This window comes from Thiocapsa sp., from assembly GCF_018399035.1.
Classification (GTDB): domain Bacteria; phylum Pseudomonadota; class Gammaproteobacteria; order Chromatiales; family Chromatiaceae; genus Thiocapsa.
On sequence record NZ_CP073760.1, the window covers coordinates 55,816 to 82,066 of the forward strand.

The following is a 26,251-nucleotide window of genomic DNA, read 5'->3' on the forward strand; positions in this document are numbered from 1 at the left end:
GCGGTCATGGCGAGCGATCAGGCTCGGTCGGTGACCGCAGGTCAAGTGATCTCGGTGCAGCCCGATCGGAGGTTCCGGTGTTCGTCGATCCAGTGATGTCGGGCGCGTCCGTCATCCGGGTGGTGCTCGTCCAGCTCGATACGCAAGCCGGCGACCTTTTCTTCTCGGGGGTCGGGCGGGCGCAGGTCGCGTTGCCCGACCTGCGCACGGTGACGCAGCGTCTGAATGACCGCGAAGACGACACGGACCTCGAATTCGAGATCCTTCGGCTCCGGGCCTGTTTCGAGACGTGCTCGAACGCCCTGGCCCGGGTCAATCGAGGGGTTTGCGGCGCGCATCTGCCGTGCGGGGTGATCCGCCAACTCGACAAGCACGGCCTTGATGTCGCTTTGAGCGCCGGCCGCCACGCGGCCGAGCGCGCCAAGCTCGCAGGGGTCGGACGCCTGATTGCTGTGGCCCCGTCGGTGTGCCCGGCGGCCGAACGGCGGCCCCTGTCAACAGGCTCGGTTGCACCTAATGCAGCGCACGAGCTGCCCGGTCTCGATCGATGTCTACCGCAGTCTCCCGCTTGTTCCGACCACTATGACGCCTTGCTCTGCCGCGGACGTCCCGAGATGGCCGCATTGGTCGGCGTTGCCATCGCCGCGGCGCAGATGGGCATTCCGTTCTGCCTACCGGATCCTGCGGGCAGCATCGCCGCGCGGGCGGCGGTCGGATTGAACCCCGGCGTGGGTGCCTGGCTCGACCCGGTACCCGCCGAGCGTCCCGGTTCGGTGCCGTCCCCGGTGCATCCGCGCAGCCTCTGCGCCGTTTGAGGCTATTGCGCCGCGAGATGCGGCCCGCTTCATCACCTCGATGACGGCGGCAACGACCGTGTCGTCCGCGACCTCGCCGCAACGAGATCCCCGATCAGGAACGGCAGGTAATAGATGAGGCTCGACACCAGCGCCAATCCGGCCAAGCTCAAGATGTACCAAGGCCAAGGGCCGAGAAAATCCATCAAGGACGCCTGCTCGGGTTTGCTGCAGAGGAAGAGATAGTTCGTCCCCAACCAGAGGTTGATCGGGGCCACCACGGCGACCACCAGCAGCAAGACCCCGAGTGATTTGAAGATGGATGCGAGTCTCGGTCTGAAACGATAGACCAAGGTGGCATAGAGGACGCCGACGATGACGAGCCCGTGCCCGAGAAAAAAGGCGATAAAGGCCGGGTCCGGAAATCCCCTGTCCAGATCCGGTGTGACGAGTGCCTGAAGGGTCCCGCCCCACGCCCAAAAATAGACGACCTCGTAGGCGGAGTACGACCGCGCCGCAAGAACCCAGGCGGTCAGCAGGACCGACAGTCCGCAGAGATGCAGAGGCAGCAGGCTGCTCAAGAGCTGATCGTAGTGGTTTGTAAGCAGCCAGATATGAAAACCCTCCTGACCGATCAAAAGGGCCGCGATCAAGAGCCCAACTCGGTACTGCCCCGCGATGCTCAGCGTTCGGCGTGCCAGCAGCGGTAACACGACCCCGATCGCGGCGATGACGAGCACGCTGCTCAGGTGTGCCGGACCGAAAAGGATGAGTGGGGCCGCCGTGCTCATCGATCTTCTCCTCGCGTGTGGGTGTGCGCGTCCGCGCACCGACGCTTTAAGCAGGCTTGGTGATACGCCAACACTGGTGGATCCGTGGGTTCCGGGCAAAGTCGCGAGGGATGGTCTCGCGGCTGATGTCCTGGATCTCGAGATCCGCCAAATCCTCGGAATACAGCCGAAACCGGCGCAGATTGTTCGAAAAGACCAGCAGGCCACCCGGCTCCAACAGCCGGGTGGTGGCTCGAATCAGGCCGACATGGTCGCGCTGGATGTCGAGCGTCTCCGTCATCCGCTTGGAGGTCGAGAAGCTGGGAGGATCCAAAAAGACGAGGTCGAATCGGCGCTTGCCGGCGGCCTCCTCCAGCCATTGCAGACAGTCCGCCTGCACCAGCTCCTGGCGCTGCATCGGGATGGCGTTCAGCGCGAGGTTATCGCGCGCCCAGTCCAGATAGGTCCGGGACATGTCCACCGTCGTGGTGCGGGTCGCGCCGCCTTTGGCGGCATAGACCGTCGCCGTCCCCGTGTAGGCGAAGAGGTTCAGGAAGCTCTTGCCCTCGGCCAGCTCGCCGATCATGCGGCGAATGTCGCGATGATCCAGGAAGAGCCCGGTGTCGAGATAATCCTCGAAATTGACCAGGAATTTGAGCCCCCCCTCCTTGACCGCGTGAAAGCGGCGTGTCTCGGCGAGCCGCTCATACTGGGCATTGCCCTTCTGCGGCCGTCGCACCTTGAAGAACATCCGTGATTCCGGGATCTCGAGCACCTCAGGGATCACGCTCAAGGCCTCGCGCAGCCGATGCCGAGCGCGTTTCGGATCGACGCTCGTCGGGGCGGCATACTCCTGCACATGGACCCAGCGCTGCGGCGCGTCGCCTTCGGGCTCCCCTTCGTAGACATCGACGGCGACCGCGTACTCGGGCAGATCCGCGTCGTAGGCCCGAAAGCAGTCGATCTGCTCCTTGCGGCGCCATTTCCCGAGCGCCTTGAGATTCTTCGCGAGCCGGTTGGCGAGCATGGTCGCGCCGTCGCTGCGCTCGGTCGGCTCGAGTGTACGCGGCCGATTGGCCACGAAGTCGCTCGACTCGATCCGAAAATGCAGGAGCTGGCATTCGATGGGGCCGTTGTAGAGATGGTGGATCCGGTGTGCGCGCAGGCCCATGTGCTTGCCGAGGTCCGGACTGCCCGTGAACAGCGCCGCGCGCCAGCCTTCGAAGCGTTCCTTGAGCACCGAGCCCAAGCGGGCATGCAGCGCCGGCAGCTCGGCATCGGAGCCGAGCCGCTCGCCGTAGGGCGGGTTGACCACCACGAGGCCGCGGTCGTCGTCTCGGCCCGGCCGGCAGTCGGCCAGCTCGCGTCGCTCGAAGTGGGCCAGACCGGCCAATCCGGCCCGTGCCAGGTCTTCGATCGCAATGCGGATGGCGCGCGGGTCCTGATCGTAGCCGCGCAGCGATCCGAGACGCTGCAGACCGGCGCTGCGCCGGATCCCGGCCTCGTCGAGCAATCGCTGCCAGGTTGCCGCATCGTGCTGCAGCCAGCCCATGAACCCGAAACGCTCGCGCAACAGACCCGGTGCGATATCCGCCGCGATCAAGGCCCCTTCGATCACGAGCGTGCCGGACCCGCACATGGGATCGAGCAAGGCGCCTCCCTCGGCCGCGATGTCCGGCCAACCGGCGCGCAGCAGGATGGCGGCGGCCAGATTCTCCTTGAGCGGCGCCGAGGTACCCTCGCTGCGGTAACCGCGTCGATGCAGCGAGGTGCCGGACAGATCGATGCTGACCGATGCCTGATCTTGATGGACATAGACATGGATCTGAAGGTCCGGGGATTGGGCATCGACGCTCGGACGATAGCCTAGAAGCCGGGTGAACCGATCGGCGATCGCGTCCTTGACCCGCAGGGCGGCAAACTGCCCGTGGGTGACGCCGTTGACGACGCCGTCGAGCTGGATGGCGAAGGTGCTCTCGGGCGAGAGGTGCTCCTCCCAGTGGATCTGCTCCGCCCCGGCGTAGAGCTCGTCCGGTCCGGCCGCCGGAAACTGCGCGAGCGGCAGCAGGATGCGGTTGGCGACGCGCGACCAGAGACACGCCCGATAGGCGTCCTGAATCTCGCCGACGAACCGCGCCCCGCCGCGCGCCTCGACCGCCCCCTGCAGGCCGAGTCGAGCCAGTTCCTCCGCGAGTAGACTTCCCATGTGCTTGGGTGCGGAGGCGAAGAAGGTGTGTTGGGGCATCTTGGGCTGCGGGTCGTCGGGGGATCGGGTCACGCAGTATATACCGGTCGCGCAGAGGTCTTTCGCCGCCCGAGGTGTTTGAAGGTTTTCGATGTCGCTTGCGGCCGGATCTCAATCCGCTCGATCAGTCCTCGGCTCGACGGGGACGACGGACACCCGCGACCGGTGTCGCCCGGGTCGGATCCTCCGGCCAGGCGTGTTTGGGGTAGCGTCCGCGCAGCTCCTTGCGGACCTCCGCGTAACCTCGCGCCCAGAAGCCGGCGAGGTCCTGGGTGACCTGGATCGGGCGACGTGCGGGCGAGAGTAGGTGCAGCAGCAGGGGGACGCGCCCGCGAGCGATGCGCGGGGTCTCGGCAAGACCGAAGAGCTCCTGCAGTTGGACGGCGAGGATCGGGGTCTCGCCGGCGCAATAGTCGATCGATCGATCCCGGCCTGCCGGGGTCTCGATTCGGGTCGGGGCGTCGCTGTCGAGGCGTTGTCGCTGACCCCAGTCGAGTCGCGAGGCCAGGATCGGCATGAGGTCGAGCTTTTGGGTCTGCGCGAGCCGTGACATCCCGTTCACATAGGGCGCCAACCAGACACGGAGATCCGCGCGCAGCGCCTCGGGCGAGAGATCCGGCCAGCCGCCGTCGGGCTCGAGTCGACGCATCAGGGCGACCCGGGCACTGAATTGGAGCGCGGCATCGCTCCACGCGAGGGCCTGGTCAAATCGCGCGGCGATCTGCTCGAGCAGGATGCCGGCGACATCGTCCTTGGCCTCCAAGGGCACAGGTTGCGCCCGCAGGGTAATCGCCTCCAGACACTCAATGGTACGGGCGGCCACCGCCTCGCGCTGGGTATCCCAGAAAAGGCGGCGGCTCACCTCGATCCGCTCGGCGAAGCACGTGCGGATCTCGGACTCGGCGATGGGGAGTGCGGACTGGATCCGCCCGTCCGCGCCTGCGGCGTCGAGGCTGGCGATGACCAGATAGGGGTGGATTGCCAGGGCATCGTCCTGCGGCAAGAGCGCACCGGATCCGCCGGCCAGACGATAGCGCCCGTCGGTGCCCTCGCGCCGTTGTGCGATGCGCTCCGGGTAGGCGAGGGCGAGCAGCTCGGCAGCCGAGCGGGCCGATCCGGGCCGAGCGGATCCGGTTTGGGCGTTGCGCGTCAGCCGCTGCAACTGTTGCGAGACCCGATCGGCCGAGGCGAGCCTCCGCGCGTCCGCACCCGGCACCGAGCGCCGTTCGCGCCAGGCATGCAGGGCTTGCAGACGCAGACCCAGGTCGGCGGGGCGGCGTTGTCCGGGCGTGTCGAGTAGCGGGTCGCGCTCGGTGATCAACGCGCACAGATCGGCGGCATCGCCGCGGGCCGACTCGGCGGCGCCGAGCAGCATGACGGCCAGTCGCGGATGCACCGGCAGCTCCGCCATCCGCCGGCCGAGCGGGGTGATGGCGCTGCGCGCATCCAGGGCGCCGAGGCGCGTCAGGAGTGTGACGGCGGCCTCCCACGCCGGGCCGGGCGGCGGATCGACCCAGCGCAGTGCGTTCGGATCCGCCACGCCCCAGAGGCGTAGCTCCAAGACCAGCGAGGCCAGATCGGCCTGGAGGATCTCGGGCGTTCGGCGCTCGGGCCGGCCTTGCTCCTGCGCGCGGGTCCAGAGCCGATAGCAGACACCCGGCCCCAGCCGCCCGGCGCGCCCGGTGCGCTGCTCGGCGGAGGCGCGCGCGATGGGTTCGGTCACCAGGCGCGTGAGCCCGGAGCCGGGATCGAAGCGCGGCTTGCGGGTCAGACCGCTGTCGATCACCACCTGGATGCCCGGGATCGTCAGGCTGGTCTCGGCGATATCGGTGGAGACCAGCACGCGGCGCTCGGATCCCGCGTTCGGACCCAGCGCCTTCTCCTGCTCCTCGGTCGAGAGACTGCCGTGCAGCGGCAGGATCCGGGTCCGCTCGCCCACCAGCTCGCGCAGCCGCGCGACGCAGCGGTTGATCTCGCCCGTGCCGGGGAGGAATGCCAGAATGTCGCCCGAATGCTCGGCCAGCGCGGAGCGCACCCCGGAGATCACCGCAGCGACGGCATCCGGACCGGGGGCACGGTCGGCATACTGGACCTTGACGGGGAAGCTCCGTCCCGCGCCGCGGATGACGGCCGCATCGCCCAGAAGTCCGGCCAGCGGCTCGGCGTCGAGGGTCGCGGACATCAACAGCAGCCGTAGATCCGGGCGAAGACCGGCGACCAGATCCAGCGCAAGGGCCAGCCCCAGATCCGATTGCAGGCTGCGTTCGTGAAACTCGTCGAACACCAGGAGCCCGACCCCTTCGAGCGTGGGGTCGGACTGGATGCGTCGAGTCAGGATGCCCTCGGTGATGACCTCGATGCGGCTGCGCGGGCCGATCCGGCGCTCGAAGCGGATCTGGTAGCCGACGCGCTCGCCGAGCGGCTCGCCCAAGAGCGCGGCCATGCGCGCGGCGATCATGCGTGCCGCCGGGCGCCGAGGCTGAAGCATGAGGATGCGGCCGGCGCCGAGCCAGTCTTCATCGAGCAAAGCGAGCGGGACCCGGGTGGATTTACCCGAGCCGGTCGGCGCTTGGAGCACGGCGTGTCCGCGACGCAGCACTGCGCGCAGATCCTCCAGAACGGGCTCGATCGGCAGTGGGTCCATCGGCGGGCTCGGGTGCTGGGACGCGTTCGGAGTCATCGGCCTCGTTGAGTGGATCCATCAGGGTCGAGTAGGCGTGACCTTTGCTTACATTATGTTCAAGCTTAAACCGCGCCCTGTGCGGTATGCGATGTTTTTGGATGGGATCGGCCCCGGCAGTTTTGACGACCGCTGGAGTCGGCGCGGTTTAAGATATTCAAAAATATATTATTTTTAACCGCGTCCCCGCTAAGGGCCGTGGATGCACCAAACGTCGAGCCCACTCGAAAGTGAGCATCTCGCTCCGGGCCTGCAGCCGCGTGACATTCTCGACCTTATCTGACCCTGCCCGACACGACACCGGAGTCGATCGACGTGCCGATCACATGCTTTCTCGAATCGGCCTTCAAATGGCTCTTCCTCGCCAGTCTCGTGCTGCTCGCGCTGACCTATTGGCAGAAGGATGGTCTCCCGGCGCCCGAGACCTTCGATCGCAGCAGGCTCGCGGCCCCGATTCAGACGCCGACGGATCGCGAGCCCTTCAGGGTGCGGGTGCGTGATCAGGAGTACCGGATCGATCCGAAGGCCGAGTACGCGCTCGACGGGGTCGTGGTCAGCTACAGCAATGCCGATGCGATGAAGAACATCTGGCATCACAAGAGCTGGAAGGATTTTCTCAACCTGCGGGATCTCTGCGTGGTCTGGGGCGAGAACGTGGCGTCGGGCGTCTATCGCGACATGCGGTTCCGCAACGACAGTTGGACCTGCTGGGCCTCTTGGTCGGATCCGGCGGTTACCGCCCGATTCAAAATGGACGCATTGTCCAACAACCATCTCCTGACCGACGATCGGGCCATCAAGGATGCCCTGATGTCCGCCGAGCCGGGGGATCAGATCCGGTTCAAGGGTGTCTTGGCCGAGTACGTCAACGTGGGCAACGGCTATGCGCGCGGGACCAGCCTGACGCGCGAGGATACGGGCAACGGCGCCTGCGAGACCGTCTATCTCGACGAGTTCGAGATCCTCCACAAGGCCAATTTGAGCGTCCGTCGGCTCTTCGGCTTCGCGACCTGGATGGCCTTGTTCACGGGCATCGGCTTCTTGATCATGTTGCCGATCGCTCCCCTGCGGGTAAAGCGACGCATCTGAAGCCGACGGGAGGTGGACGTCGCTCTCGCATGTCCACCATACCCTTGCGGTGCAGCTTGGATTACTCGGCGGCTGCGGTCTCTTCGGCTGCCTCGGGTGCCGGCGGCGCCTTGGGCCGCAAGCGCGTGATCAGCTGCTCGTCGAGCAGGATCTTCTCTTTGTCTTCGCCGTGGAGCCATTGCTTGCCCTTGGTCTGCACGGCATAGCGACCGGAGTTTTTCTGGTAGATCCGGTACTCGGCGGTCTTCTTGACTTCGTTCATCGTGGTTCTCTTCTGTTGTCTGGCGGGTGTTTTCGAATCATGTTTAACATTTTAAACCGCGCCAGCTCCGACAGTCGTCGGAGCTGGCGCGGCCAAGACACTCCCGCAAACGGCGCTAACAGCACCGGGCGCGGTTTAATCGTCCTGATCGAGGTCGCGCGGGTTGCGGAATCGCTCCTGGGGGTCGCGCTGGATCTCGACGCGGAACTGGGCAATCAGCGCGGCCATAGCGGCGAGTGCAGCGAGCACGGGCGCCAGGAGGGTCAAGAGCGCGGCGACGCCGATCCCGGCCGTCAGCGGGATCTCCACCAACGCCTCACCGCTCGGGCGGCGGATGATCAGGCGGCGAACGTTGCCTTCTTGGATCAGCGCTTTCACCTTCTCGACCAGCGCACTGCCCATCACGGTGATCTCCTCGGTCGTGCCGCGTCCGCCTCGGTTGCCGGTCTTGTCGTTTCGCATGGTCGGGATCCGCGGTCTGGGTTGGCCGGGCATCCTAGCGGGTTCGAGCCGTTTCGTCACTCGTTTCGGGCGGTTGGGACGGCCCGAGCGCGCCGATGAAGGCCGCAAGGCTGCGTTCATAGTCGGGTTGGCTGGCAAGAAATCCGCTGTTGTGGTCGCCTCGCAGATCGACGAGTCGCTTTGGCTCGCGCGCGGCCTCGAACAGCTTCCGGCCTAGGGAGTAGGGCACGATCTCGTCGTGCGGGCTGTGCAGGACCAAGACCGGACTGCGCACGCGCGACAGACGCTCGGCGGCATCGAAGTCGAAGCGCAGGTAGAGAACGCGGTGGAGTCCGGGATAGAGATGGCGCGCCATGTCGCGTGCCGAGCTGAAGCCGGACTCCAGGATGACCCCGCCCGAGGGGACGCGCGCGGCCAGATCGGCGGCCACGCTTGCACCGAGCGAGCGTCCGAAGATGATGATCCGCTTCGGGTCGACCCCGCGCACCTCGACTAGATGATCTCGGGCGGCGCGTGCGTCGAGATAGACACCGGCCTCGCTCGGGCGTCCGGCGCTGCGCCCGTAACCGCGGTAGTCGATGATCAGGACCGACAGCCCCAGCCGATTGAAGATGGCGATCGAGTCGCCCCGATGGCTGATATTGCCGGCGTTGCCGTGGAAGAAGAGCAGGGTATGGGTCGCGTCCGGGTGCGGGATGTACCAGCCATGGAGCCGGGTGCCATCCTCGGCCGTCAGCTCGACGTCCTCGAACGCGAGGCCCCAGTCGGCCGGCGTCGCCGCGAGCGCGCGGGTCGGGTAGAAGACCATGCCGGGTTGGAGCAGCCACAGCGCGGCATTGAGCAGCAGGATCGCCGATGCGATCCAGCCGAGACCGGAGAGCAGACCGGACATGAGGCCCGAGACGGATGGCGGGAGTCCGAGCATGCTCAGGGTGTCTCGGCGGCCGATCGGGAGTGTGGATGCATCAGGGCGGACTCGCCCACAAAGGCCCTTCCTCCATCGCCGCGATCTGCTCGCGCAACTGCAGGATGTGATCCTCCCAAAAACGCGGTGCGCCGAACCAGGGGAAGGCGGCGGGAAAGGCCGGATCCTCCCAGCGTCGGGCGAGCCAGGCGGCGTAGTGAATGATGCGCAGGGTGCGCAGCGCCTCGATCAGATGAAGCTCGCGGTAGTCGAGCTCGAAGAAGTCCTCGTAGCCGGCCAGGACGTCGGCCAGTTGTCCGCTCATCTCCTCGCGATCGCCCGAGAGCAGCATCCAGAGATCCTGGATGGCCGGGCCCATGCGCGCGTCGTCGAAGTCGACGAAGTGCGGGCCGGCATCCGTCCAGAGCATGTTGCCGCGATGACAGTCCCCGTGCAGCCGAATCAAGGCCGGCGAGCCGGCGCGTTCGTAGCAGGCGCGCACGCCGACGAGCGCATGCTCGACGACGCTCTCGTAGGCCGGCAGCAGGTCCTTCGGGATCCAATCGTGCCCCAACAGAAAGGCCCGCGGCTCTTCGCCGAACGTGTCGATGTCGAGCGTCGGGCGGTGCGTGAAGGGCTCCAGTGCGCCGATCGCATGGATGCGTCCGAGCAGACGCCCGAGCCACTCGAGGACGCTCGGGTCATCCAGCTCGGGCGTGCGACCGCCGCGCCGAGGCGTGAGCGAGAAGCGGTGGCCGGCATAGGCGTGCAGGGTGCCGCCGTCGATGATCGACGGCGGCACCGCCGGGATCTCGTGCTCGGCCAGGGTTTGGGTGAAGCCGTGCTCCTCGAGGATAGCCGCGTCGCTCCAGCGTCCGGGCCGGTAGAACTTGGCGATGAGCGGCTGCGCATCCTCGATCCCGATCTGATAGACGCGATTCTCGTAACTGTTGAGTGCGAGCATGCGCCCGTCGGTGGGCAGCCCGAGGCTCTCGATCGCGGTGAGCACGAGATCCGGGCTGAGATCGGCGTAAGGGGTGGGATTGGGCGTTATCATGACCCGATTCTAACGGATCCCGATCCGCGGGGTCGGAAAACGGATGCCTTATCGATGGAATCGCGGGAGTACCCAAGTCATGCAACGACATTCGAAACGGCTCGGCGTTTGGCCGGCCGCTCTGCTCTTACTTCTGAGCGCATCGTCGGCCTGGGCCGAGGCGCTGCGCTTCTTCGCTGCGGGCGATCTGCCTTACTTCGACGCCGAGACCGAGCAGCTTCGCGCTCTTTTCGACACGGCCGAGGCCGAAGGGACGCCCTTCCTGATCCATGTCGGCGACATCAAGTCCGGCAGCAGCCCCTGCACGGACGCCAACCTCGAGGAGGTCGCGGATCTCTTTCGGGCGCGGGCCGTGCCCGTCGTCTTCACGCCCGGCGACAACGAGTGGACCGATTGTCACCGCGAGAGCGCCGGCGCCAAGGATCCGCGGGAGCGGCTGGCGCGGGTGCGCGAGGTCTTCTACGGGGATCCGGGCGTGCTCCGGCTCGATCGTCTCGGTGTCGTCCGGGGCGAGGGTGCCGACGCGACCGACTATCCCGAGAACTACATCTTCATCCGCGACGGGGTCCTCTTCGTCACGGTCCATGTCGTCGGCAGCAACAACGGCTATGCGCCCGATGATCCGGCTGCGGTGGCCGAGCTCGAGGCACGCGATGCCGCGAATGTGCGTCTTCTGCGCCATGCGGCCGAGCTGGCCGTGGAGCGCGACGCGACCGCAATGGTCATGATCTTTCACGCGAATCCCCAGTTCGAGAAGGCCCGGCCGGCGCGAGGTTTTGTTCGCCTGCGGCGTGCGCTCGTCGAGCTGATGAGCGCCTATCCCGGACCGGTGCTCGCGATCCACGGTGACACGCATCGCTTCAAGCACGATCGACCCCTCATCGACCCCGCGACGGGCGAGCCTTTCAAGCGCTTCGTGCGCACCGAGGTCCCGGGCTCGCCCGTGGTCGGCGGGGTCTGGATCAGTGTCGACCCGCGGGCGGAGGAGCCGTTCGGGGTCAGCGAGATGTATCCGATCTCGCGGGATCGGTTGATGCATCCGCGGCCTGACGCGACCGGCCTGCCACGATCGACGGCCGTGATCCGGGTGCTTACACGACCGACTCTCCCGGAAAGCATTCCCTCTCATCCGGCCGGCGTCCGGAGACCCGCACCAATCGACATGCTGCGCCGCAGCAATTGAGTTTGACTGCCCCGGCGTTTATCCTTCGCGATTCGTTTTTGTTTCGAGGCCGGAGCCATGGGTGCCAAGACCCTCTACGCTAAACTTTGGGACGAGCATGTCGTCCATCTCGACGAGAACGGCACGGCCCTGCTCTACATCGACCGCCAGCTCGTTCATGAGGTGACCTCGCCGCAGGCCTTCGAGGGGCTGCGTCTGGCCGGTCGGAGACCGTGGCGGGTCGCGGCGAATCTGGCCGTGCCGGATCACAATGTCCCGACGCGCGATCTTGCGGCCGGCATTACCGATCCGGTCTCCAAGATCCAAGTCGAGACGCTCGACAGCAACTGTGCCGAGTTCGGGATCACCGAGTTTCGGATGTCCGATCCGCGCCAGGGCGTCGTGCATGTCATCGGCCCGGAGCAGGGCTTTACGCTGCCGGGCACGACCGTCGTCTGCGGCGACTCCCACACCTCGACTCACGGCGCCTTCGGTGCGCTCGCGTTCGGGATCGGTACCTCCGAGGTCGAGCATGTGCTCGCGACCCAGTGCCTGATCCAGCGCAAGTCCAAGACACTCCTGATCAGCATCGACGGGCAGGTCGGACCGGGTGTCACCGCCAAGGACATCGTGCTCGCCGTCATCGGGGAGATCGGCACGGCCGGCGGAACGGGGTCGGTCATCGAGTTCGCCGGCGACGCCATCCGCGCACTCTCGATGGAAGGGCGCATGACCGTTTGCAACATGGCGATCGAGGCCGGTGCGCGGGCGGGACTGATCGGTGTCGACGAGAAGACGATCGCCTATCTGCGCGGCCGTCCCTATGCCCCGACCGGCGAGCTCTTCGAGCAGGGAGCCGCGCATTGGCGCACCCTGGTCAGCGATTCGAACGCGCACTTCGATCGCGTGGTCCGGATGGACGCGGCGGCCATTCAGCCGCAGGTCACCTGGGGCACCTCGCCCGAGATGGTGGTCCCGATCGATGGTCAGGTCCCGGATCCGCAGGACGAACAAGACCCGGTGCAGGCCGAAGGCATCCGCCGCGCGCTCGATTACATGGGTCTTGAGCCCGGCACCGCGATTCGCGACATCCGTCCGGACAAGATCTTCATCGGCTCCTGCACCAATTCGCGGATCGAGGATCTGCGTGCCGCCGCCGAGGTCGTCAAGGGCCGCAAGGTCGCTGACGGCATTCAACTGGCGCTGGTCGTTCCGGGTTCCGGCCTGGTCAAGGCACAGGCCGAGGCCGAGGGCCTGGACCGCATCTTCACCGAGGCCGGTTTCGAGTGGCGCGAGCCCGGCTGCTCCATGTGTCTGGCGATGAACGCCGATCGGCTCGAGCCGGGCGAGCGCTGCGCCTCCACATCCAACCGTAACTTCGAGGGCCGGCAGGGTCAGGGGGGTCGGACCCATCTGGTCAGCCCCGCGATGGCCGCCGCTGCCGCGGTGACCGGTCACTTCGTCGACGTGAGGGAGCTCTGATGGAACCCTTCCAAAATTTCACCGGCATCGTCGCGCCGCTCGACCGCTCGAACGTCGACACCGACGCCATCATCCCCAAGCAGTTCCTGAAGAGCATCGCGCGCACCGGCTTCGGGCCGTATCTCTTCGACGAGCTGCGCTATCTGGATCGCGGCGAGCCCGGGATGGACTGCACGCACCGGCCGCTCAACCCGACCTTCGTCCTGAACGACCCGAGATACGTAGGCGCGCAGATCCTGCTGGCCCGCGAGAACTTCGGCTGCGGCTCCTCGCGCGAGCACGCGCCCTGGGCGATCGCCGATTTCGGGCTGCGCGTCGTCATCGCACCGAGCTTTGCCGACATCTTCCACAACAACTGCTTCAAGAACGGTCTTCTGCCGATCGTTCTGGACTCCAAGATCGTCGATGACCTCTTTGCCCTGGCGAACGGGGCCCAAGCACTGCGGATCAGCGTCGATCTTCCCGAGCAGGTGATCATGCTGGACGACGGTACCCGCATTGTGTTCGAGGTCGACGCAGGCAACAAGGAACGTCTGCTCAATGGCTTGGACGACATCGGCGTGACCTTGGAGCAGGCGGATGTCATCCGTGACTACGAGGAGCGCCGTCGGCGCGAGGCGCCCTGGCTCTTTTCCGTGCCGCCACCCGGATTGGGCGTTTGAGTGGTGAGGATGGGTTTCGCTGCGCTCTACCCATCCTACGTCTTTCGGTGGTTTTGAATCGTTGTTGAACCGCGCCAGCTCCGACAGTCGTCGGAGCTGGTGCGGTCAAGCCACCACTCCAACAAACGACGCATACCGCGCCGGGCGCGGTTTAAGAGCGGCACACCACGAGACTTGATTGAGCGAGAAACCATTGAGCAAGAAACCATTGAGCAAGAAGATATTGGTGCTGGCGGGTGACGGGATCGGCACGGAGATCGTGGCCGAGGCCGTCAAGGTCCTGAATGTCCTGCAGGCGGAAGGGGCCATCGATGTCTCTCTGCAGGACGGGCTGGTCGGCGGCGCGGCCTACGATGCCGCGGGCGATCCGCTGCCCGAGGAGACGCTGGAGGCCGCGCGCGCATCCGATGCTGTCCTGCTCGGCGCGGTGGGCGGACCCAAATGGGAGCCGCTGCACATCTCGAAGCGTCCCGAGAAAGGGCTGCTCGGTCTGCGCGCGGGTCTCGGTCTCTTCGCGAACCTGCGCCCGGCGATCCTCTATCCGCAGTTGGCCGATGCCTCCACGCTCAAGCCCGAGGTGGTCTCCGGGCTTGATATCATGATCGTGCGTGAGCTCACCGGCGATATCTATTTCGGCCAGCCGCGCGGGGTCGAGACCCTGCCCTCGGGAGAGCGTCGCGGCTTCAACACCATGGTCTACACCGAGTCCGAGGTCGAGCGCATCTGTCGCGTTGCCTTCGACATCGCCATGCAGCGGGGCAAGAAGGTCTGTTCCGTGGACAAGGCAAACGTGCTTGAATGCACCGAGATGTGGCGCGAGGTCGCGACCAAGACGGCTGCCGACTATCCCCAGATCCAGCTGTCTCACATGTACGTCGACAATGCTGCGATGCAGCTGGTGCGTGCGCCCAAGCAGTTCGACGTGATGGTCACGGGCAACATCTTCGGCGACATCCTTTCGGACTGTGCGGCCATGCTGACCGGCTCCATCGGCATGCTGCCTTCGGCGTCCCTGAACGAGAAAGGGCAGGGCATGTACGAGCCGATCCACGGCTCCGCGCCCGATATTGCCGGCAAGGGCGTCGCCAATCCGCTCGCCACCATCCTTTCGGTCGCCATGATGCTGCGCTATTCGCTCGACGCCGTACCCGCCGCGGAGCGCATCGAGGCCGCAGTCTCCAAGGTCCTGGATCAGGGCCTGCGCACCGCGGACATCATGTCGAGCGGCATGCGCCAAGTCGGCACCGCCGAGATGGGAGAGGCGGTGGTGGCGGCGCTTTAGGAGCCACCAGCCCGTAGGTTGTGCTGGCGATTGGAAGCACAACTCGCGCCGACGGTTGGTTGTGCCTCGCGGGGCTCGGCACAACCTACGCGGCCTGTTCGTTGTCGTTGTCGTTGTCGTAATCGACCATCGATAGGACTACGTCCACGATTACGACAACGACAACGACAACGAAGATGATCTCGGACGGTCTCGGAATCTCTGCAGCGCTACACGAGCGGCAGGCCGCCACCAGCCTTGAAACACATACACCAACGACTACGGAGTACCTCCCATGAAGCGTGTCGGATTCATCGGCTGGCGTGGCATGGTCGGCTCGGTCTTGATGGACCGCATGCGGGCGGAGGGCGATTTCGACCTGATCCCGGAGGCGGTCTTCTTCACCACCTCGCAGGTCGGTCAGCCTGGCCCGGACGTCGGGCAGGGTGCACGCCCGCTGCAGGATGCCCAGTCCATCGATGCACTGCGCGAGATGGACCTCATCCTGACCTGTCAGGGCGGTGATTATACCAAGGCGATCTACCCCAAGCTGCGCGCGACCGGCTGGGACGGCTATTGGATCGACGCGGCCTCGGCGCTGCGCATGGACCCGAACGCGACCATCATCCTGGATCCGGTCAACCAGCCCGTGATCGACGCCGCCTTGGCGCAGGGCAAGCGCGACTTCATCGGCGGCAACTGCACCGTGAGCCTGATGCTGATGGCGATCGGCGGGCTGTTCCGCGAGGGTCTGGTCGAATGGGTCAGCGCCATGACCTATCAGGCCGCCTCCGGCGCGGGTGCGAAAAACATGCGCGAGCTGCTGTCCCAGATGGGCGCGCTGCACGGTGCGGTGTCGCCGCTGCTGGAGGATCCGGCATCCGCCATCCTGGAGATCGATCGGCGCGTCACCGAGACCATGCGCGGCACCGCGTTTCCGACCGAGAACTTCGGGGCTCCTCTGGCCGGCAGCCTCATCCCCTGGATCGACACCGCCGTGCCGAACGGTCAGAGCCGCGAGGAATGGAAAGGCATGGCCGAGACCAACAAGATCCTCGGTCGCGAAGGCGATCCGGTGCCGATCGACGGTCTGTGCGTGCGCGTCGGTGCCATGCGCTGCCACAGTCAGGGGCTGACCATCAAGCTCGCGCGCGATTGCTCGATCCCGCAGATCGAGCAGATCATCGCGGCGTCCAACGACTGGGTGCGGCTCATCCCCAACGATCGGCAAGAGACGGTGCAGGGCCTGTCGCCGGCCGCGGTGACCGGCACCCTGACGGTCCCGGTCGGTCGACTGCGCAAGATGAACCTGGGCGAGCGCTATCTCACGGCCTTCACGGTCGGCGATCAGCTGCTCTGGGGTGCTGCCGAGCCCCTGCGGCGGATGCTGCGGATCTCGCTCGCACGCTGACCCGGTCGCCTTCGATCTCGGGCGGATACAGGGTTCTTGGTCTGCACGGAGGCGTTCGGATATAGTCTGGTTGATTCAGGGGAAATTCGAGCCGGACGAGCCATCGGCCGCCGGCTCTCCCAATTCCGGCGGTTCGATGCCGCCAGCGCACGAGGGATGCGGATGTCTCGTCAGGTCATTCAGGCGTCGCTCATTGTCTTGGCCCTGATGGGCTCCGACGCTTTTGCCCTCGGCCTCGGAGAATTACGCACCGAGTCCGCCCTCAACCAGCCATTCGTCGGCGAGATCGATCTCTTCGACGTCAAATCCGACGAGCTCGACACCGTCGATGCATCGCTCGCGGGCCCCGATGCCTTTGCGAAATCGGGGGTCGAGCGATACCACTTTTTGACCGGGCTTGCCTTCAAGCCCGAGGCTTCCGCGCGCGGCGGCGCGGTGATTCGTGTGACGAGTCGCGAGCCGATCCGCGAGCCCTTCATGGACTTCCTCGTGAAGGTCGTCTGGCCGGCCGGCCAACTGACCAAGGAATTCACGGTCCTCCTGGATCCGCCGTCGATGTCCGAGCGCCGTGCCTCCGTGGTCCGCCCGCCCGCCATCACGGATCCTCGACCGGCGACGTCCCCTTCGCCGTCGCGATCGGCCGCGCGCTCCGACCCGGCACCGCCGCGCAGCGATGCCGTGGATCGGCCCCCGTCGCAGCCGGACCGCCGGATCCCGAGCGGGGCGGATGGGTTTCCCGCCTACTTCGGTCCCGTACGTTCCGGGACGGGGCTGCTGCGACTGGCGCGCGGGGCTCAAGCCGGGGACGCGACGACGGCCCAGACCGCTCTGGCGCTGTACCGCAACAATCAGGACGCCTTCATCAACGGCGACATCGAGCGTTTGATCGCCGGCAAGACACTGGTCATCCCCACGCGTGCTGAACTATTTGCGCTCGACGAGGCCGCAGCGGCGGCGGAGCTTCAGACGGCACTGCAGGGCGGTACGGTGCGTCGTTCGCCCATCACCGAGGTAGCGCGGATCGACGACGCGGCAGCGGCCCAGAGCGCGCGTCTGCGCATCGCGGGCGCAGCCGGTGGGGTTCCCGGCACCGTCCCCGTCACCCTTGAGGTCCCGTCGGCACCATCCTCCGACGATACCGCTCGGGATTCCGCGAGCATGCCGTCACTGGGTACCGATCTGGAGCAGGAGCTCCTGCTGGTGATCGAGGCGAGTGAAACGGCCCGTCAGGAGACCGAGGAGCTTCGCGAGCGGGTCCGCGAGCTGGAGACGCAGCTCGCCGACATCCAGGCCCTGCTGCAACTGAGAGACGGCGAGGTAGCGCGGCTGCAGGGGGGCGCGCCGGGGGAATCGATCGAGATCGATTCGGAACCTCCAGCGGAGGCGCCCGATTCGGTGGTCGCGGAGACCGAGATCGTCGCAACCGACGGCGCTGAGTCGATCTCCGAGGAGATCGCGACGGCCCCGAGCGAAGAGGCTCCGGACGTCGATGCGGGCGCCGAACCGAGTCTCGCCGAGGTCGAAACCGAAACAGAGGCATCCCCGGCGGTCCCGGCGGCGGTCGTGGGCGAGGAGCTCGAGACTGCGGTGGACACCGCTCCCGCGCCCACCTCTGCCTGGCATGCCTATCTTCTCCCGCTGGCCGGTTTCGCCGGGGTGACCGCCTTGGGGGTCCTCGCGTTTTCATTGGTGTCGGCGCGTCGTCGTCGCCGCGAGCAGGAGGAGAATGAAGACGAGTGGAGTATCGACTCCGCCGTCGTTTCCCTCCAGGAGCCGGAGTCCGAGCCGGTTGCGCCCGAACCCATGCCGGCCGAGGTTGTGGACCGGACGCCGGCCGACGCCGGCCGCGCGCCGCCGAGCGAGCCGGAGCCGGTTGCGCCCGAGCCAACGGAGCGAGAGCCGCAGAGCGACTCCGGATTGCTGACGTCGTCCTCCCAGCTGACCGCGTTCGGGCATTTCGAGGCGGAGACCGACGAGGCCGATGCGCTTTCCGAGGCCGATATCTATATCGCCTACGGACGTTACAAGGAGGCCGAGGATCTGCTCAAGCGCGAGCTCAAACGCTCCCCCGGACGTCTCGACGTGAAATTCAAGCTGGCCGAGGTCTATGCGGGATCCGAGAATCCGGAGGCGTTGCGCAAGCTCATGCAGCACCTCAAGGCCACCGGCGCGGACACCGCCGAGCCGGCGCGCTGGGAGCGCCTGAGCGCCATCGCCGCGGTGGTCGAGCAAGGCGGAACCTGGGATCCCGGGGCCACCATGCCGATCACCGAGGCGACAGGCATCCCGGCTCAGGGGCCCGGTCCGCATCTCTCTGCGTTGGAGGGTGCCGCCGATGCGTTGTCCGGCGAGAGCCGCGAGGACGACAACGATTTCTTCAGGCTCGATCTCGACGAGCTCGAGTCCAAACCTCGTCCCGGGCCGAGTCCCGGGCCAACTCCCGGAACGGCGACACCGCCCCCGGTGGCCGAGACGTCGTTCCCGCCGACGCAGGACGAGGATCTTCCTTTGTTGTTCGACGATTCCGCGTTGGACAGTCCGCTTGATCTGCCCGAGCTGTCCGGTCTGCAGGATCTGTCTGCTCCGCCGGGCACCGAGGATCGGGATCCTCGGGGCCGGCTTTCCGAAGAGTCCGACTTGGTCCTGACGCTGGACGATCTTCGCGACTCCCGCGATTTGGATCTCGACGCCTTCCTGGACGCCGGATCACCGCCGGTGGTCAGTCCGAAGGCGCAGTCCGAAGGGTCGCTGCCGAGCCTGACGCTCCCGAAGAACGAGGTCGGTCCTTCCGCAGGCGATGCGCCCGGCGGCGAGCCCTTGCCGGATGTGCGCGAGCCCCCGGACGACGGGCTCGCCGAGCAATGGGCGATGGACTCCGGGATCTGGGACGAGAATGCCACCAAGCTCGATCTCGCACGGGCCTACATCGATATGGACGACCTCGCCTCTGCGCGGGATATCCTCGAAGAAGTCATCGCGGATGGTCGCGAGGAGCAGCGCAGCGAGGCGCAAGACATGCTGAGGACACTCGCCTGAATGCCGAGGTGACCCCGGTGTCGATAGCGGTGCCGACATCGGGGCCGATCCCGGGGTCAACGCCAGCGCCCGAGGGATCGGGGCCGGTCGCTGCGGCGAACCCGCAACGGATCGCCATGGGCATCGAGTACGACGGCTCGGCGTTTCGCGGTTGGCAGATCCAGGTCGGGGTTCGCAGCGTACAGGCGACGCTCGAAGAGGCGATCGGCCGTGTCGCCGATCACCCGATCCGCGTCCAGTGTGCAGGGCGCACCGATGCCGGCGTGCATGCCGACGAGCAGGTGGTGCATTTCGACACCACGGCACGTCGCACCGAGCGCGCCTGGGTACTCGGGACCAACGTCAATCTTCCGCCCGATGTCGCCGTGCGCTGGGCCTGTTCGGTGGATCCGCGGTTTCATGCCCGTTTCGACGCGCAGGCCCGTCACTACCGTTACCTGATCATGGTGCGCGCGACACGCTCGCCCCTGCAGCGCGACCGCGCCGTTTGGAGCCACCGACCCCTGGACATCGAACGCATGCGCGAGGCCGGACAGGGACTCGTCGGCGTGCACGACTTTTCCAGCTTCCGTGCGGTCGCCTGTCAGGCAAAGAGCCCGATCCGCCATCTGCACTATCTGGAGCTGAGCGAGACGGATGGCCTCATTCAATTGCGGGTTGGTGCCAACGGGTTTTTGCACCATATGGTACGCAACATCGCCGGCGTGCTGATGACGATCGGCCGCGGCGAGGCGCCGGTCGAGTGGACGCGAGCGCTTCTGGAACTGCGCGACCGCCGCCTCGGCGGTGTGACCGCCCCACCCCAAGGGCTCTATTTCGTACGTGCCGATTACCCGGAAGGTTTTCGACTGCCGTCCGGTCGGGAACCCGCTCCATCGACGGATCAGCACAATGTCCCACGCTCTTGCTTGTAATCACCTGAACCGCGTCGACTCGACGCGCGCTTCTCGCCCCGACGCGCGATGCTCCGACCCCCGTTGGTCAGTCGCTCAAAGACGCGGTTCAGCCGGCATTCGCCAATCATGAGAACCCGCGTTAAGATTTGCGGCCTGACGCGTCGGGCCGACGTGGATGCGGCCGTGGCCGCGGGGGTCGACGCGATCGGCTTTGTCTTCCATCCGCCGAGTCCGCGCGCGGTGTCGCCGCAGGATGCCCGCGACCTCTGCGCCGGGTTGCCGCCCTTCGTGACGGCGGTCGGGCTCTTCGTCGATGCCTCCCCCGAGCACGTCCGCTCGACCCTGAACCGGGTTCCGCTCGAGCTGCTGCAATTCCACGGCGAGGAAGACCCTGAGCTCTGCGCATCCTTCGGGCGACGATGGATCAAGGCGATTCGGATGCGTCCGGGCGTGGATCTCGCCGAGGAGCAGAGGCGCTACGAACGGGCCGCCGGGCTTTTGCTCGACACCTTCGATCCGGCTCGCCCGGGCGGGACCGGACAACGCTTCGATTGGGATCGGATCCCGACGGCCCTTGCGCCCTCGATCGTCCTCGCGGGCGGTCTGGACGGCGAGAATGTCGGGGAGGCGATCCGCCGGGTCCGCCCGTTCGGCGTCGATGTGAGCGGCGGTGTGGAGGCGTCGAAGGGCGTCAAGGACCATGACAAGATTCGTGATTTTATGCAGAGGGTGAACGATGTCGACATCTCCCGATAACTTCGACTGGGACTTTGCCGGGGCCGCGAGTGCGCGGCGCTCGCACCCCGGGGCCTATGACTTTCCGGACGCCGGCGGTCATTTCGGACCCTACGGCGGGATGTTCGTCCCCGAGACCCTCATGCACCCGCTCGAAGAGCTACGTACCGCCTACGAGCGTTACATGGCCGATCCCGAGTTTCAGGCCGAGCTCGATGCCGACCTGCAGGACTATGTCGGCCGGCCATCGCCCCTTTATCACGCGGAGCGTTGGAGCCGCGAGCTCGGCGGTGCGCAGATCTTTCTCAAGCGCGAGGACCTCAATCACACCGGCGCACACAAGGTCAACAACACCATCGGTCAGGCCCTGCTCGCACGGCGCATGGGCAAGACCCGCATCATCGCCGAGACCGGCGCCGGTCAGCACGGGGTGGCGAGCGCGACCGTGGCGGCGCGGCTTGGGCTGGAGTGTGTCGTGTACATGGGCGAGGTCGATATCGCTCGCCAAGAGGCGAACGTCTATCGCATGCGCCTGCTCGGCGCGCGCGTGGTCGCGGTCACCTCCGGCTCGCGTACGCTCAAGGATGCGCTGAACGAGGCGATGCGTGACTGGGTGACGAACATCGACGACACCTTTTACATCATCGGCACCGTTGCCGGTCCGCACCCCTATCCGGCGATGGTTCGGGATTTCCAGGCGGTCATCGGTCGCGAGGCCCGTGCACAGATGCTCGCGCGCAGCGGGCGTCTGCCCGATGCCTTGGTCGCCTGCGTGGGCGGCGGCTCCAACGCCATCGGCCTCTTTTACCCCTTCATCGGGGACGAAGGCGTGGCCATCTACGGAGTCGAGGCCGCAGGCGACGGTCTGCAGACCGGTCGCCATGCCGCGCCGCTTTGCGCGGGTCGACCCGGCGTGCTGCACGGCAACCGCACCTATCTGATGGAAGACAATCACGGTCAGATCGTCGAGACCCATTCCATCTCGGCCGGGCTCGACTATCCGGGTGTCGGCCCGGAGCACGCCTGGCTCAAAGACAGCGGACGCGCCCGCTACGACTCGGTCACCGACGACGAGGCCCTGCGCGCCTTTCATCACCTGACACGGACCGAGGGCATCATCCCCGCGCTCGAGTCCAGTCACGCCTTGGCCTTCGTGCACAAGCTCGCCCCGACCATGCGCAAGGATCAGACGATCATCGTTAATCTCTCCGGTCGCGGGGACAAGGACATGCACACGGTCGCCAGTCACGACGGGTTGGTCTTATGAGTCGAATCGCCGCACGTTTCGAGCAGCTTCGCGACCGGGGTCGCACCGCGCTCATCCCCTTCGTCACCGCCGGTGATCCGTCGCCCGCCGTGACCGTGCCTCTCATGCATGCGATGGTTGCCGCGGGCGTGGATCTGATCGAGCTGGGCGTGCCCTTCTCCGATCCGATTGCCGACGGTCCGGTCATCCAGCGGGCGACCGAGCGGGCCTTGGCCCAAGGCGTCTCGCTGGACGATGTGCTCGACATGGTCCGGCAGTTCCGCGAGCAGGATACCGAGACGCCCGTCATCCTCATGGGTTATCTCAATCCGATCGAGGTGATGGGTTACGAGACCTTCGCGGTCGCGGCGCACGGGGCCGGATTGGACGGCGCCCTGATCGTGGATGTCCCGCCCGAGGAGGGGCACGCGCTGGTCGCGATGCTCAAGGCGCAGGGGCTGGATCTGGTCTATCTCCTGGCGCCGACCTCGACCGAGGCACGCATTGCGCGGATCGGCGAGGTCGCCTCCGGGTTCGTCTACTACGTCTCGGTCAAGGGCGTGACCGGGGCCGGAAACCTGGATACCGGCGCAGTGGCCGAGAAGGTGAGTCTCATCAAGTCGCTGATCCGGCTCCCGGTCGGGGTCGGTTTTGGAATCAACAACGCCGAGACCGCGGCTACGGTCGCCCGCGTCGCCGACGCGGTCATCGTCGGCAGCGCCATCGTGAGTCGGATCGAGTCGCTCGCCGCGACCCCGGAGCGTATCCCGGAGGCTGTCGCCGAATTTCTCACCGGTCTACGTCAGGCCATCGACGAGGTGGATACCCATGTCGCCTAAGCCCCCCAGCCGGGTCCGCCACGCGCTGACGCGTTTGGATAAACCTGCCTCGCCCGCAGCGAACGCATCCGGTAAAACGGCGCCCGGCCTAAACGCGCAAGGCCAAACGCCGTCGCGTCAAGCCGCCGATGAGCTCAAGGGCGATCGAGCGGCCACACTCAAACAGGCGATGGACAAGAGTATGAGCTGGTTCGAGAAGCTGATCCCGAGCCGCATCCGTACCGATGCCAGCACCAAGCGTGCGGTGCCCGAGGGTGTTTGGGCCAAATGCCCGGGTTGTCAGGCCATCCTCTACCGGGCGGAGCTTGAGCGGAACCTCGAGGTCTGCCCCAAGTGCAGCCACCACAGCCGCTTGAGCGGGCGCCGCCGTCTCGAGACCTTTCTCGATCCGGAGGGCCGCGAGGAGATCGGGGTCGAGCTCGAGTCTCTGGACCCGCTGAAGTTCAAGGACCTCAAAAAATACAAAGACCGTCTCGTTCAGGCCCAGAAGCAGTCCTCCGAGAAGGATGCCATGATCGTGATGCGTGGTCGGCTGAAAGGTCAACCTATCGTTGCCTCGGCCTTTGAATTCAGTTTCATGGGCGGGTCCATGGGCTCGGTGGTCGGCGAGCGGTTCGTGCGGGGTGTCGAGGCGGCGCTCGAGCAAGACTGCCCTTACATCTGTTTCTCGGCGAGCGGCGGCGCACGCATGCAGGAGAGCCTGTTCTCCCTCATGCAGATGGCCAAGACCAGCGCGGCCTTGGGACGCATGCGCGAGCATTCGCTTCCCTTCGTCTCCGTGATGACGGATCCGACCATGGGGGGCGTCTCGGCGAGTCTCGCGATGCTCGGCGATCTCAACATCGCCGAGCCCAACGCCTTGATCGGCTTTGCCGGTCCGCGCGTGATCGAGCAGACGGTTCACGAAAAGCTGCCGGAGGGTTTCCAACGCAGCGAGTTCCTGATCGAAAAAGGCGCGCTCGATATGATCATCGACCGACGCGATCTGCGCGAGCGCATCGCCGATCTGCTTGCGATTTTGACGCATCGGCCGCGCTATGTCCGCACCGTCGTGCCGGGCTGAATCGCGTCTCGTGAATCGCTTCGACACCCTCGATGCCTGGTTGAGCTGGCAGATGCAGCTGCATCCGAAGGCTATCGCGCTCGGGCTTGAACGGGTCGGGGCCGTTTGGACACAACTGGGCCCTGCGTCCTTAGCGTTTCCGCTCGTCACGGTGGGCGGGACCAACGGCAAAGGCTCCTGCGTCGCGATGGTGGAGGCGATCTGTCGTGCCGCCGGGTATCGCACCGGGGTCTACAGCTCGCCGCATCTGCTGCGGTACAACGAGCGGGTGCGGATCGACGGGGAAGATGTCTCCGATGCGCTCCTCTGCGAGTCGTTCGAGCGCATCGACCGGGCGCGCGGCGAGACGGCGCTGACCTATTTCGAGTTCGGTACCCTCGCAGCGCTCGATCTCTTCGTGCACAGCGCCCCCGATGTCGTGATCCTCGAGGTCGGTCTCGGCGGGCGTCTCGACGCGGTCAATCTGTGGGACGCGGATGTGTCGGTGGTCACCTCGATCGGGCTGGATCACATGGCCTGGTTGGGCGAGTCCTTGGATGAGATCGCCTACGAGAAGGCCGGGATCTTTCGTCCCGGCCGCCCGGCCGTGATCGGGCAACGCGATGCCCCCGCGCGGCTGCGCACCGAGGCTCAGCTGCGCGGGAGTCTGCCCCTGCAGCTCGGTCGGGAGATCGACTGGACGATCGGCGATGGCGGAGGCTGGATCTGGAGTGCGCCCTCGGGCGAGCGTCTGGCCTTGCCCGAGCCGGCGATGCGCGGACCCTTCCAGTACGACAATGCCTCGGCGGCGATCGCGGCACTCCGCGCCTTGCACGAGCGCTTGCCGATCTCGGTCAATGCGATCCGGGCCGGTTTGCAGCGTGCGCGCTTGCCGGGCCGGTTCCAGGTCTTCCCCGGCACGCTGACCTGGATCCTAGATGTTGCGCACAACGGCGAGGCGGCGCAGGCATTGGCCGCGAATCTGCGTGCCTTCGCCTGTCGCGGTCGGCTGCGCGCCGTCCTCGCGGTCCTCGGGGATAAGTCGCCCGAGTCGATCGTGGGTCCGCTCCTGCCGTTCGTGGGCGATTGGTATCTCGCGCAGAGCAAGGACCCGCGCGCCATGCCCCTCGAGGTGCTGAGCAAGCGTCTGGAGGCGGTCTTGCCCGCACCTCCTGCGGTGTTGCTGTCGGATCTCGATGCCGCCCTCGATGCCGCCGAGGCCGCATCCGAGGCGGGGGACGCCCTGTTGGTCGTCGGTTCCTTCACGACCGTCGGGGCGGCGCTGCGCCGGCTCGATCCGGGTTGCGGCGTTCGGGTCTGAGCCTCGGACCCGGGTCTCCGAGACCCTTGCGCGGCGCTGTCCGTGGTTCGGGGTTCTGATATTATCCGATTGAAATCAATAGTGATATTTCAGGCGCACCGGTATGGTTTCGGCTCGGCCATGCTATACTTCCGGCCTTTCGAGGCCGATCGACAATCATGATTTCAGGATACCGGCGATTCGCGCGGTGTCCGACATTCGGGTGGCGATTTATGCAAGAAGGCGCAAAGAAGCGGTTGGTGGGGGCGATTGTGATCGTCGCGCTGGCGGTCATCTTCGTTCCGATGCTGTTCGAGGAAGAGGCGGTGACGGATCTGCCTCCGTTGCCGGTGGTGATTCCCGAGCAGCCGGTTGTCGATGATCTCTTTCGGTCGGAGTCCTTTCTGACGCCGGCCGATTCGGGCGTCGGCGGGCTTCCCGAAGAGTCATGGATCGATCCGGGTACCTTGGCGCTCCCCGCCGGGGAGGAGATCGAGCTCGTGTACGAGGGTGGGTTCGACGAGCCGGCGGGAGACGCTGCGGCGCCGCTGCCGGTCGCAGCACCAAGCACGGCGCCGACCGCACCCGCTCGGGTGCCCGAGGCACCGCCACCGATGGCGCGCGACGACGGGATGCCGTCCTATGTCACCCAAGTCGCGAGTCTGGGGACCGCGGCAAGCGCGCAGGAATTGGCGGCGAAGCTTCAAGACGAGGGCTATTCCGCCTTCGTCGAGTCGGCCGAGGTCGGAGGACGCACCTATTTTCGGGTCCGTGTCGGACCCGAAGCAGACCGATCGAGCGCCGAAAAGACGGCCGCCAAGCTCCGCCGGACATACAAGGACCCCTTTGTTCAGCGTTATCCCTGAGCAGATTCCGGTCCGCGCTGCGTTTCCCTCTAGTCCCGTACGTCGGAGCT

The 26,251-nt window shown here is 66.3% G+C and carries 22 protein-coding genes; 15 read left to right on the forward strand and 7 right to left on the reverse strand.

Annotated features, from left to right (window positions below):
* The first annotated feature begins 77 nt into the window (after positions 1-77).
* Entirely contained in the window at positions 78-815 is a 738-nt protein-coding gene (locus KFB96_RS00275; protein ID WP_213458425.1) for a hypothetical protein, read from the forward strand.
* A gap of 32 nt (positions 816-847) precedes the next feature.
* Here KFB96_RS00275 and KFB96_RS00280 read toward each other — a convergent pair whose 3' ends face one another.
* The 3 genes from KFB96_RS00280 to hrpB form a co-directional block, all read right to left on the reverse strand.
* Complete coding sequence (locus tag KFB96_RS00280) at positions 848-1,585, reverse strand: TIGR02206 family membrane protein (RefSeq protein ID WP_213458426.1); 738 nt, start codon at positions 1,583-1,585, stop codon at positions 848-850.
* Between the two features lie 46 nt (positions 1,586-1,631).
* Positions 1,632-3,809, reverse strand: a complete 2,178-nt coding sequence (rlmKL, locus tag KFB96_RS00285; RefSeq protein WP_213459762.1) for a bifunctional 23S rRNA (guanine(2069)-N(7))-methyltransferase RlmK/23S rRNA (guanine(2445)-N(2))-methyltransferase RlmL — start codon at positions 3,807-3,809, stop codon at positions 1,632-1,634.
* 124 nt (positions 3,810-3,933) lie between these two features.
* Positions 3,934-6,453 carry an ATP-dependent helicase HrpB gene (hrpB, locus tag KFB96_RS00290; protein ID WP_213458427.1) on the reverse strand — a complete coding sequence of 840 codons (2,520 nt, stop codon included), beginning with the start codon at positions 6,451-6,453 and terminating at the stop codon, positions 3,934-3,936.
* A gap of 351 nt (positions 6,454-6,804) precedes the next feature.
* Here hrpB and KFB96_RS00295 point away from each other — a divergent pair, with 351 nt between their 5' ends.
* On the forward strand, positions 6,805-7,578 hold the full coding sequence (locus KFB96_RS00295; protein WP_213458428.1) for a hypothetical protein: 774 nt from the start codon (positions 6,805-6,807) through the stop codon (positions 7,576-7,578).
* A 61-nt stretch (positions 7,579-7,639) separates the two neighbouring features.
* Here the strand turns inward: KFB96_RS00295 and KFB96_RS00300 are convergent, their stop codons facing one another.
* The 4 genes from KFB96_RS00300 to KFB96_RS00315 form a co-directional block, all read right to left on the reverse strand.
* Positions 7,640-7,840 carry a hypothetical protein gene (locus KFB96_RS00300; RefSeq protein WP_213458429.1) on the reverse strand — a complete coding sequence of 67 codons (201 nt, stop codon included), beginning with the start codon at positions 7,838-7,840 and terminating at the stop codon, positions 7,640-7,642.
* A gap of 135 nt (positions 7,841-7,975) precedes the next feature.
* Entirely contained in the window at positions 7,976-8,302 is a 327-nt protein-coding gene (locus tag KFB96_RS00305) for a DUF4342 domain-containing protein (protein ID WP_213458430.1), read from the reverse strand.
* Positions 8,303-8,336: 34 nt separating this feature from the next.
* Positions 8,337-9,227, reverse strand: a complete 891-nt coding sequence (locus KFB96_RS00310; RefSeq protein ID WP_213458431.1) for an alpha/beta hydrolase — start codon at positions 9,225-9,227, stop codon at positions 8,337-8,339.
* 40 nt (positions 9,228-9,267) lie between these two features.
* The gene (locus KFB96_RS00315; RefSeq protein ID WP_213458432.1) at positions 9,268-10,263 is read right to left on the reverse strand and encodes a serine/threonine protein kinase; all 996 of its coding nucleotides are present in this window, start codon (positions 10,261-10,263) and stop codon (positions 9,268-9,270) included.
* 79 nt (positions 10,264-10,342) lie between these two features.
* On the opposite strand from KFB96_RS00315, the gene KFB96_RS00320 reads away from it, so the two are divergent.
* The 13 genes from KFB96_RS00320 (at position 10,343) to KFB96_RS00380 (ending at position 26,201) form a co-directional block, all read left to right on the forward strand.
* The gene (locus KFB96_RS00320) at positions 10,343-11,446 is read left to right on the forward strand and encodes a metallophosphoesterase (protein ID WP_300971196.1); all 1,104 of its coding nucleotides are present in this window, start codon (positions 10,343-10,345) and stop codon (positions 11,444-11,446) included.
* A gap of 57 nt (positions 11,447-11,503) precedes the next feature.
* Positions 11,504-12,907 (forward strand): 3-isopropylmalate dehydratase large subunit, encoded by a 1,404-nt coding sequence (gene leuC, locus KFB96_RS00325; RefSeq protein WP_213458433.1) that lies wholly within the window; start codon positions 11,504-11,506, stop codon positions 12,905-12,907.
* Positions 12,907-13,569 (forward strand): 3-isopropylmalate dehydratase small subunit, encoded by a 663-nt coding sequence (gene leuD / locus KFB96_RS00330; protein ID WP_213458434.1) that lies wholly within the window; start codon positions 12,907-12,909, stop codon positions 13,567-13,569. Before leuC ends, leuD begins: the two co-directional genes overlap by 1 nt.
* 208 nt (positions 13,570-13,777) lie before the next feature.
* Complete coding sequence (gene leuB / locus KFB96_RS00335) at positions 13,778-14,851, forward strand: 3-isopropylmalate dehydrogenase (RefSeq protein ID WP_213459764.1); 1,074 nt, start codon at positions 13,778-13,780, stop codon at positions 14,849-14,851.
* A 274-nt stretch (positions 14,852-15,125) separates the two neighbouring features.
* Complete coding sequence (gene asd / locus KFB96_RS00340; protein ID WP_213458435.1) at positions 15,126-16,241, forward strand: aspartate-semialdehyde dehydrogenase; 1,116 nt, start codon at positions 15,126-15,128, stop codon at positions 16,239-16,241.
* A 162-nt stretch (positions 16,242-16,403) separates the two neighbouring features.
* On the forward strand, positions 16,404-19,277 hold the full coding sequence (locus KFB96_RS00345; protein ID WP_300971197.1) for a FimV/HubP family polar landmark protein: 2,874 nt from the start codon (positions 16,404-16,406) through the stop codon (positions 19,275-19,277).
* A 116-nt stretch (positions 19,278-19,393) separates the two neighbouring features.
* The gene (gene truA / locus KFB96_RS00350) at positions 19,394-20,191 is read left to right on the forward strand and encodes a tRNA pseudouridine(38-40) synthase TruA (RefSeq protein WP_213458436.1); all 798 of its coding nucleotides are present in this window, start codon (positions 19,394-19,396) and stop codon (positions 20,189-20,191) included.
* A gap of 108 nt (positions 20,192-20,299) precedes the next feature.
* Positions 20,300-20,929: a phosphoribosylanthranilate isomerase gene (locus tag KFB96_RS00355; protein WP_300971198.1), complete on the forward strand. Its 630-nt coding sequence runs from the start codon at positions 20,300-20,302 to the stop codon at positions 20,927-20,929.
* Positions 20,910-22,175 carry a tryptophan synthase subunit beta gene (gene trpB / locus KFB96_RS00360; protein ID WP_213458438.1) on the forward strand — a complete coding sequence of 422 codons (1,266 nt, stop codon included), beginning with the start codon at positions 20,910-20,912 and terminating at the stop codon, positions 22,173-22,175. The genes KFB96_RS00355 and trpB overlap by 20 nt, the downstream gene beginning before the upstream one ends.
* A complete protein-coding gene (gene trpA / locus KFB96_RS00365; RefSeq protein ID WP_213458439.1) occupies positions 22,172-22,993 on the forward strand; it encodes a tryptophan synthase subunit alpha in 822 nt (273 codons plus the stop codon). The genes trpB and trpA overlap by 4 nt, the downstream gene beginning before the upstream one ends.
* Positions 22,994-23,174: 181 nt before the next feature.
* Entirely contained in the window at positions 23,175-24,056 is an 882-nt protein-coding gene (gene accD / locus KFB96_RS00370) for an acetyl-CoA carboxylase, carboxyltransferase subunit beta (protein WP_213459768.1), read from the forward strand.
* Positions 24,031-25,356, forward strand: coding sequence for a bifunctional tetrahydrofolate synthase/dihydrofolate synthase (gene folC, locus KFB96_RS00375; RefSeq protein WP_213458440.1), 1,326 nt, complete (start codon positions 24,031-24,033; stop codon positions 25,354-25,356). Before accD ends, folC begins: the two co-directional genes overlap by 26 nt.
* 212 nt (positions 25,357-25,568) lie before the next feature.
* Positions 25,569-26,201, forward strand: coding sequence for an SPOR domain-containing protein (locus KFB96_RS00380; protein WP_213458441.1), 633 nt, complete (start codon positions 25,569-25,571; stop codon positions 26,199-26,201).
* The last annotated feature ends 50 nt before the right edge of the window (positions 26,202-26,251 follow it).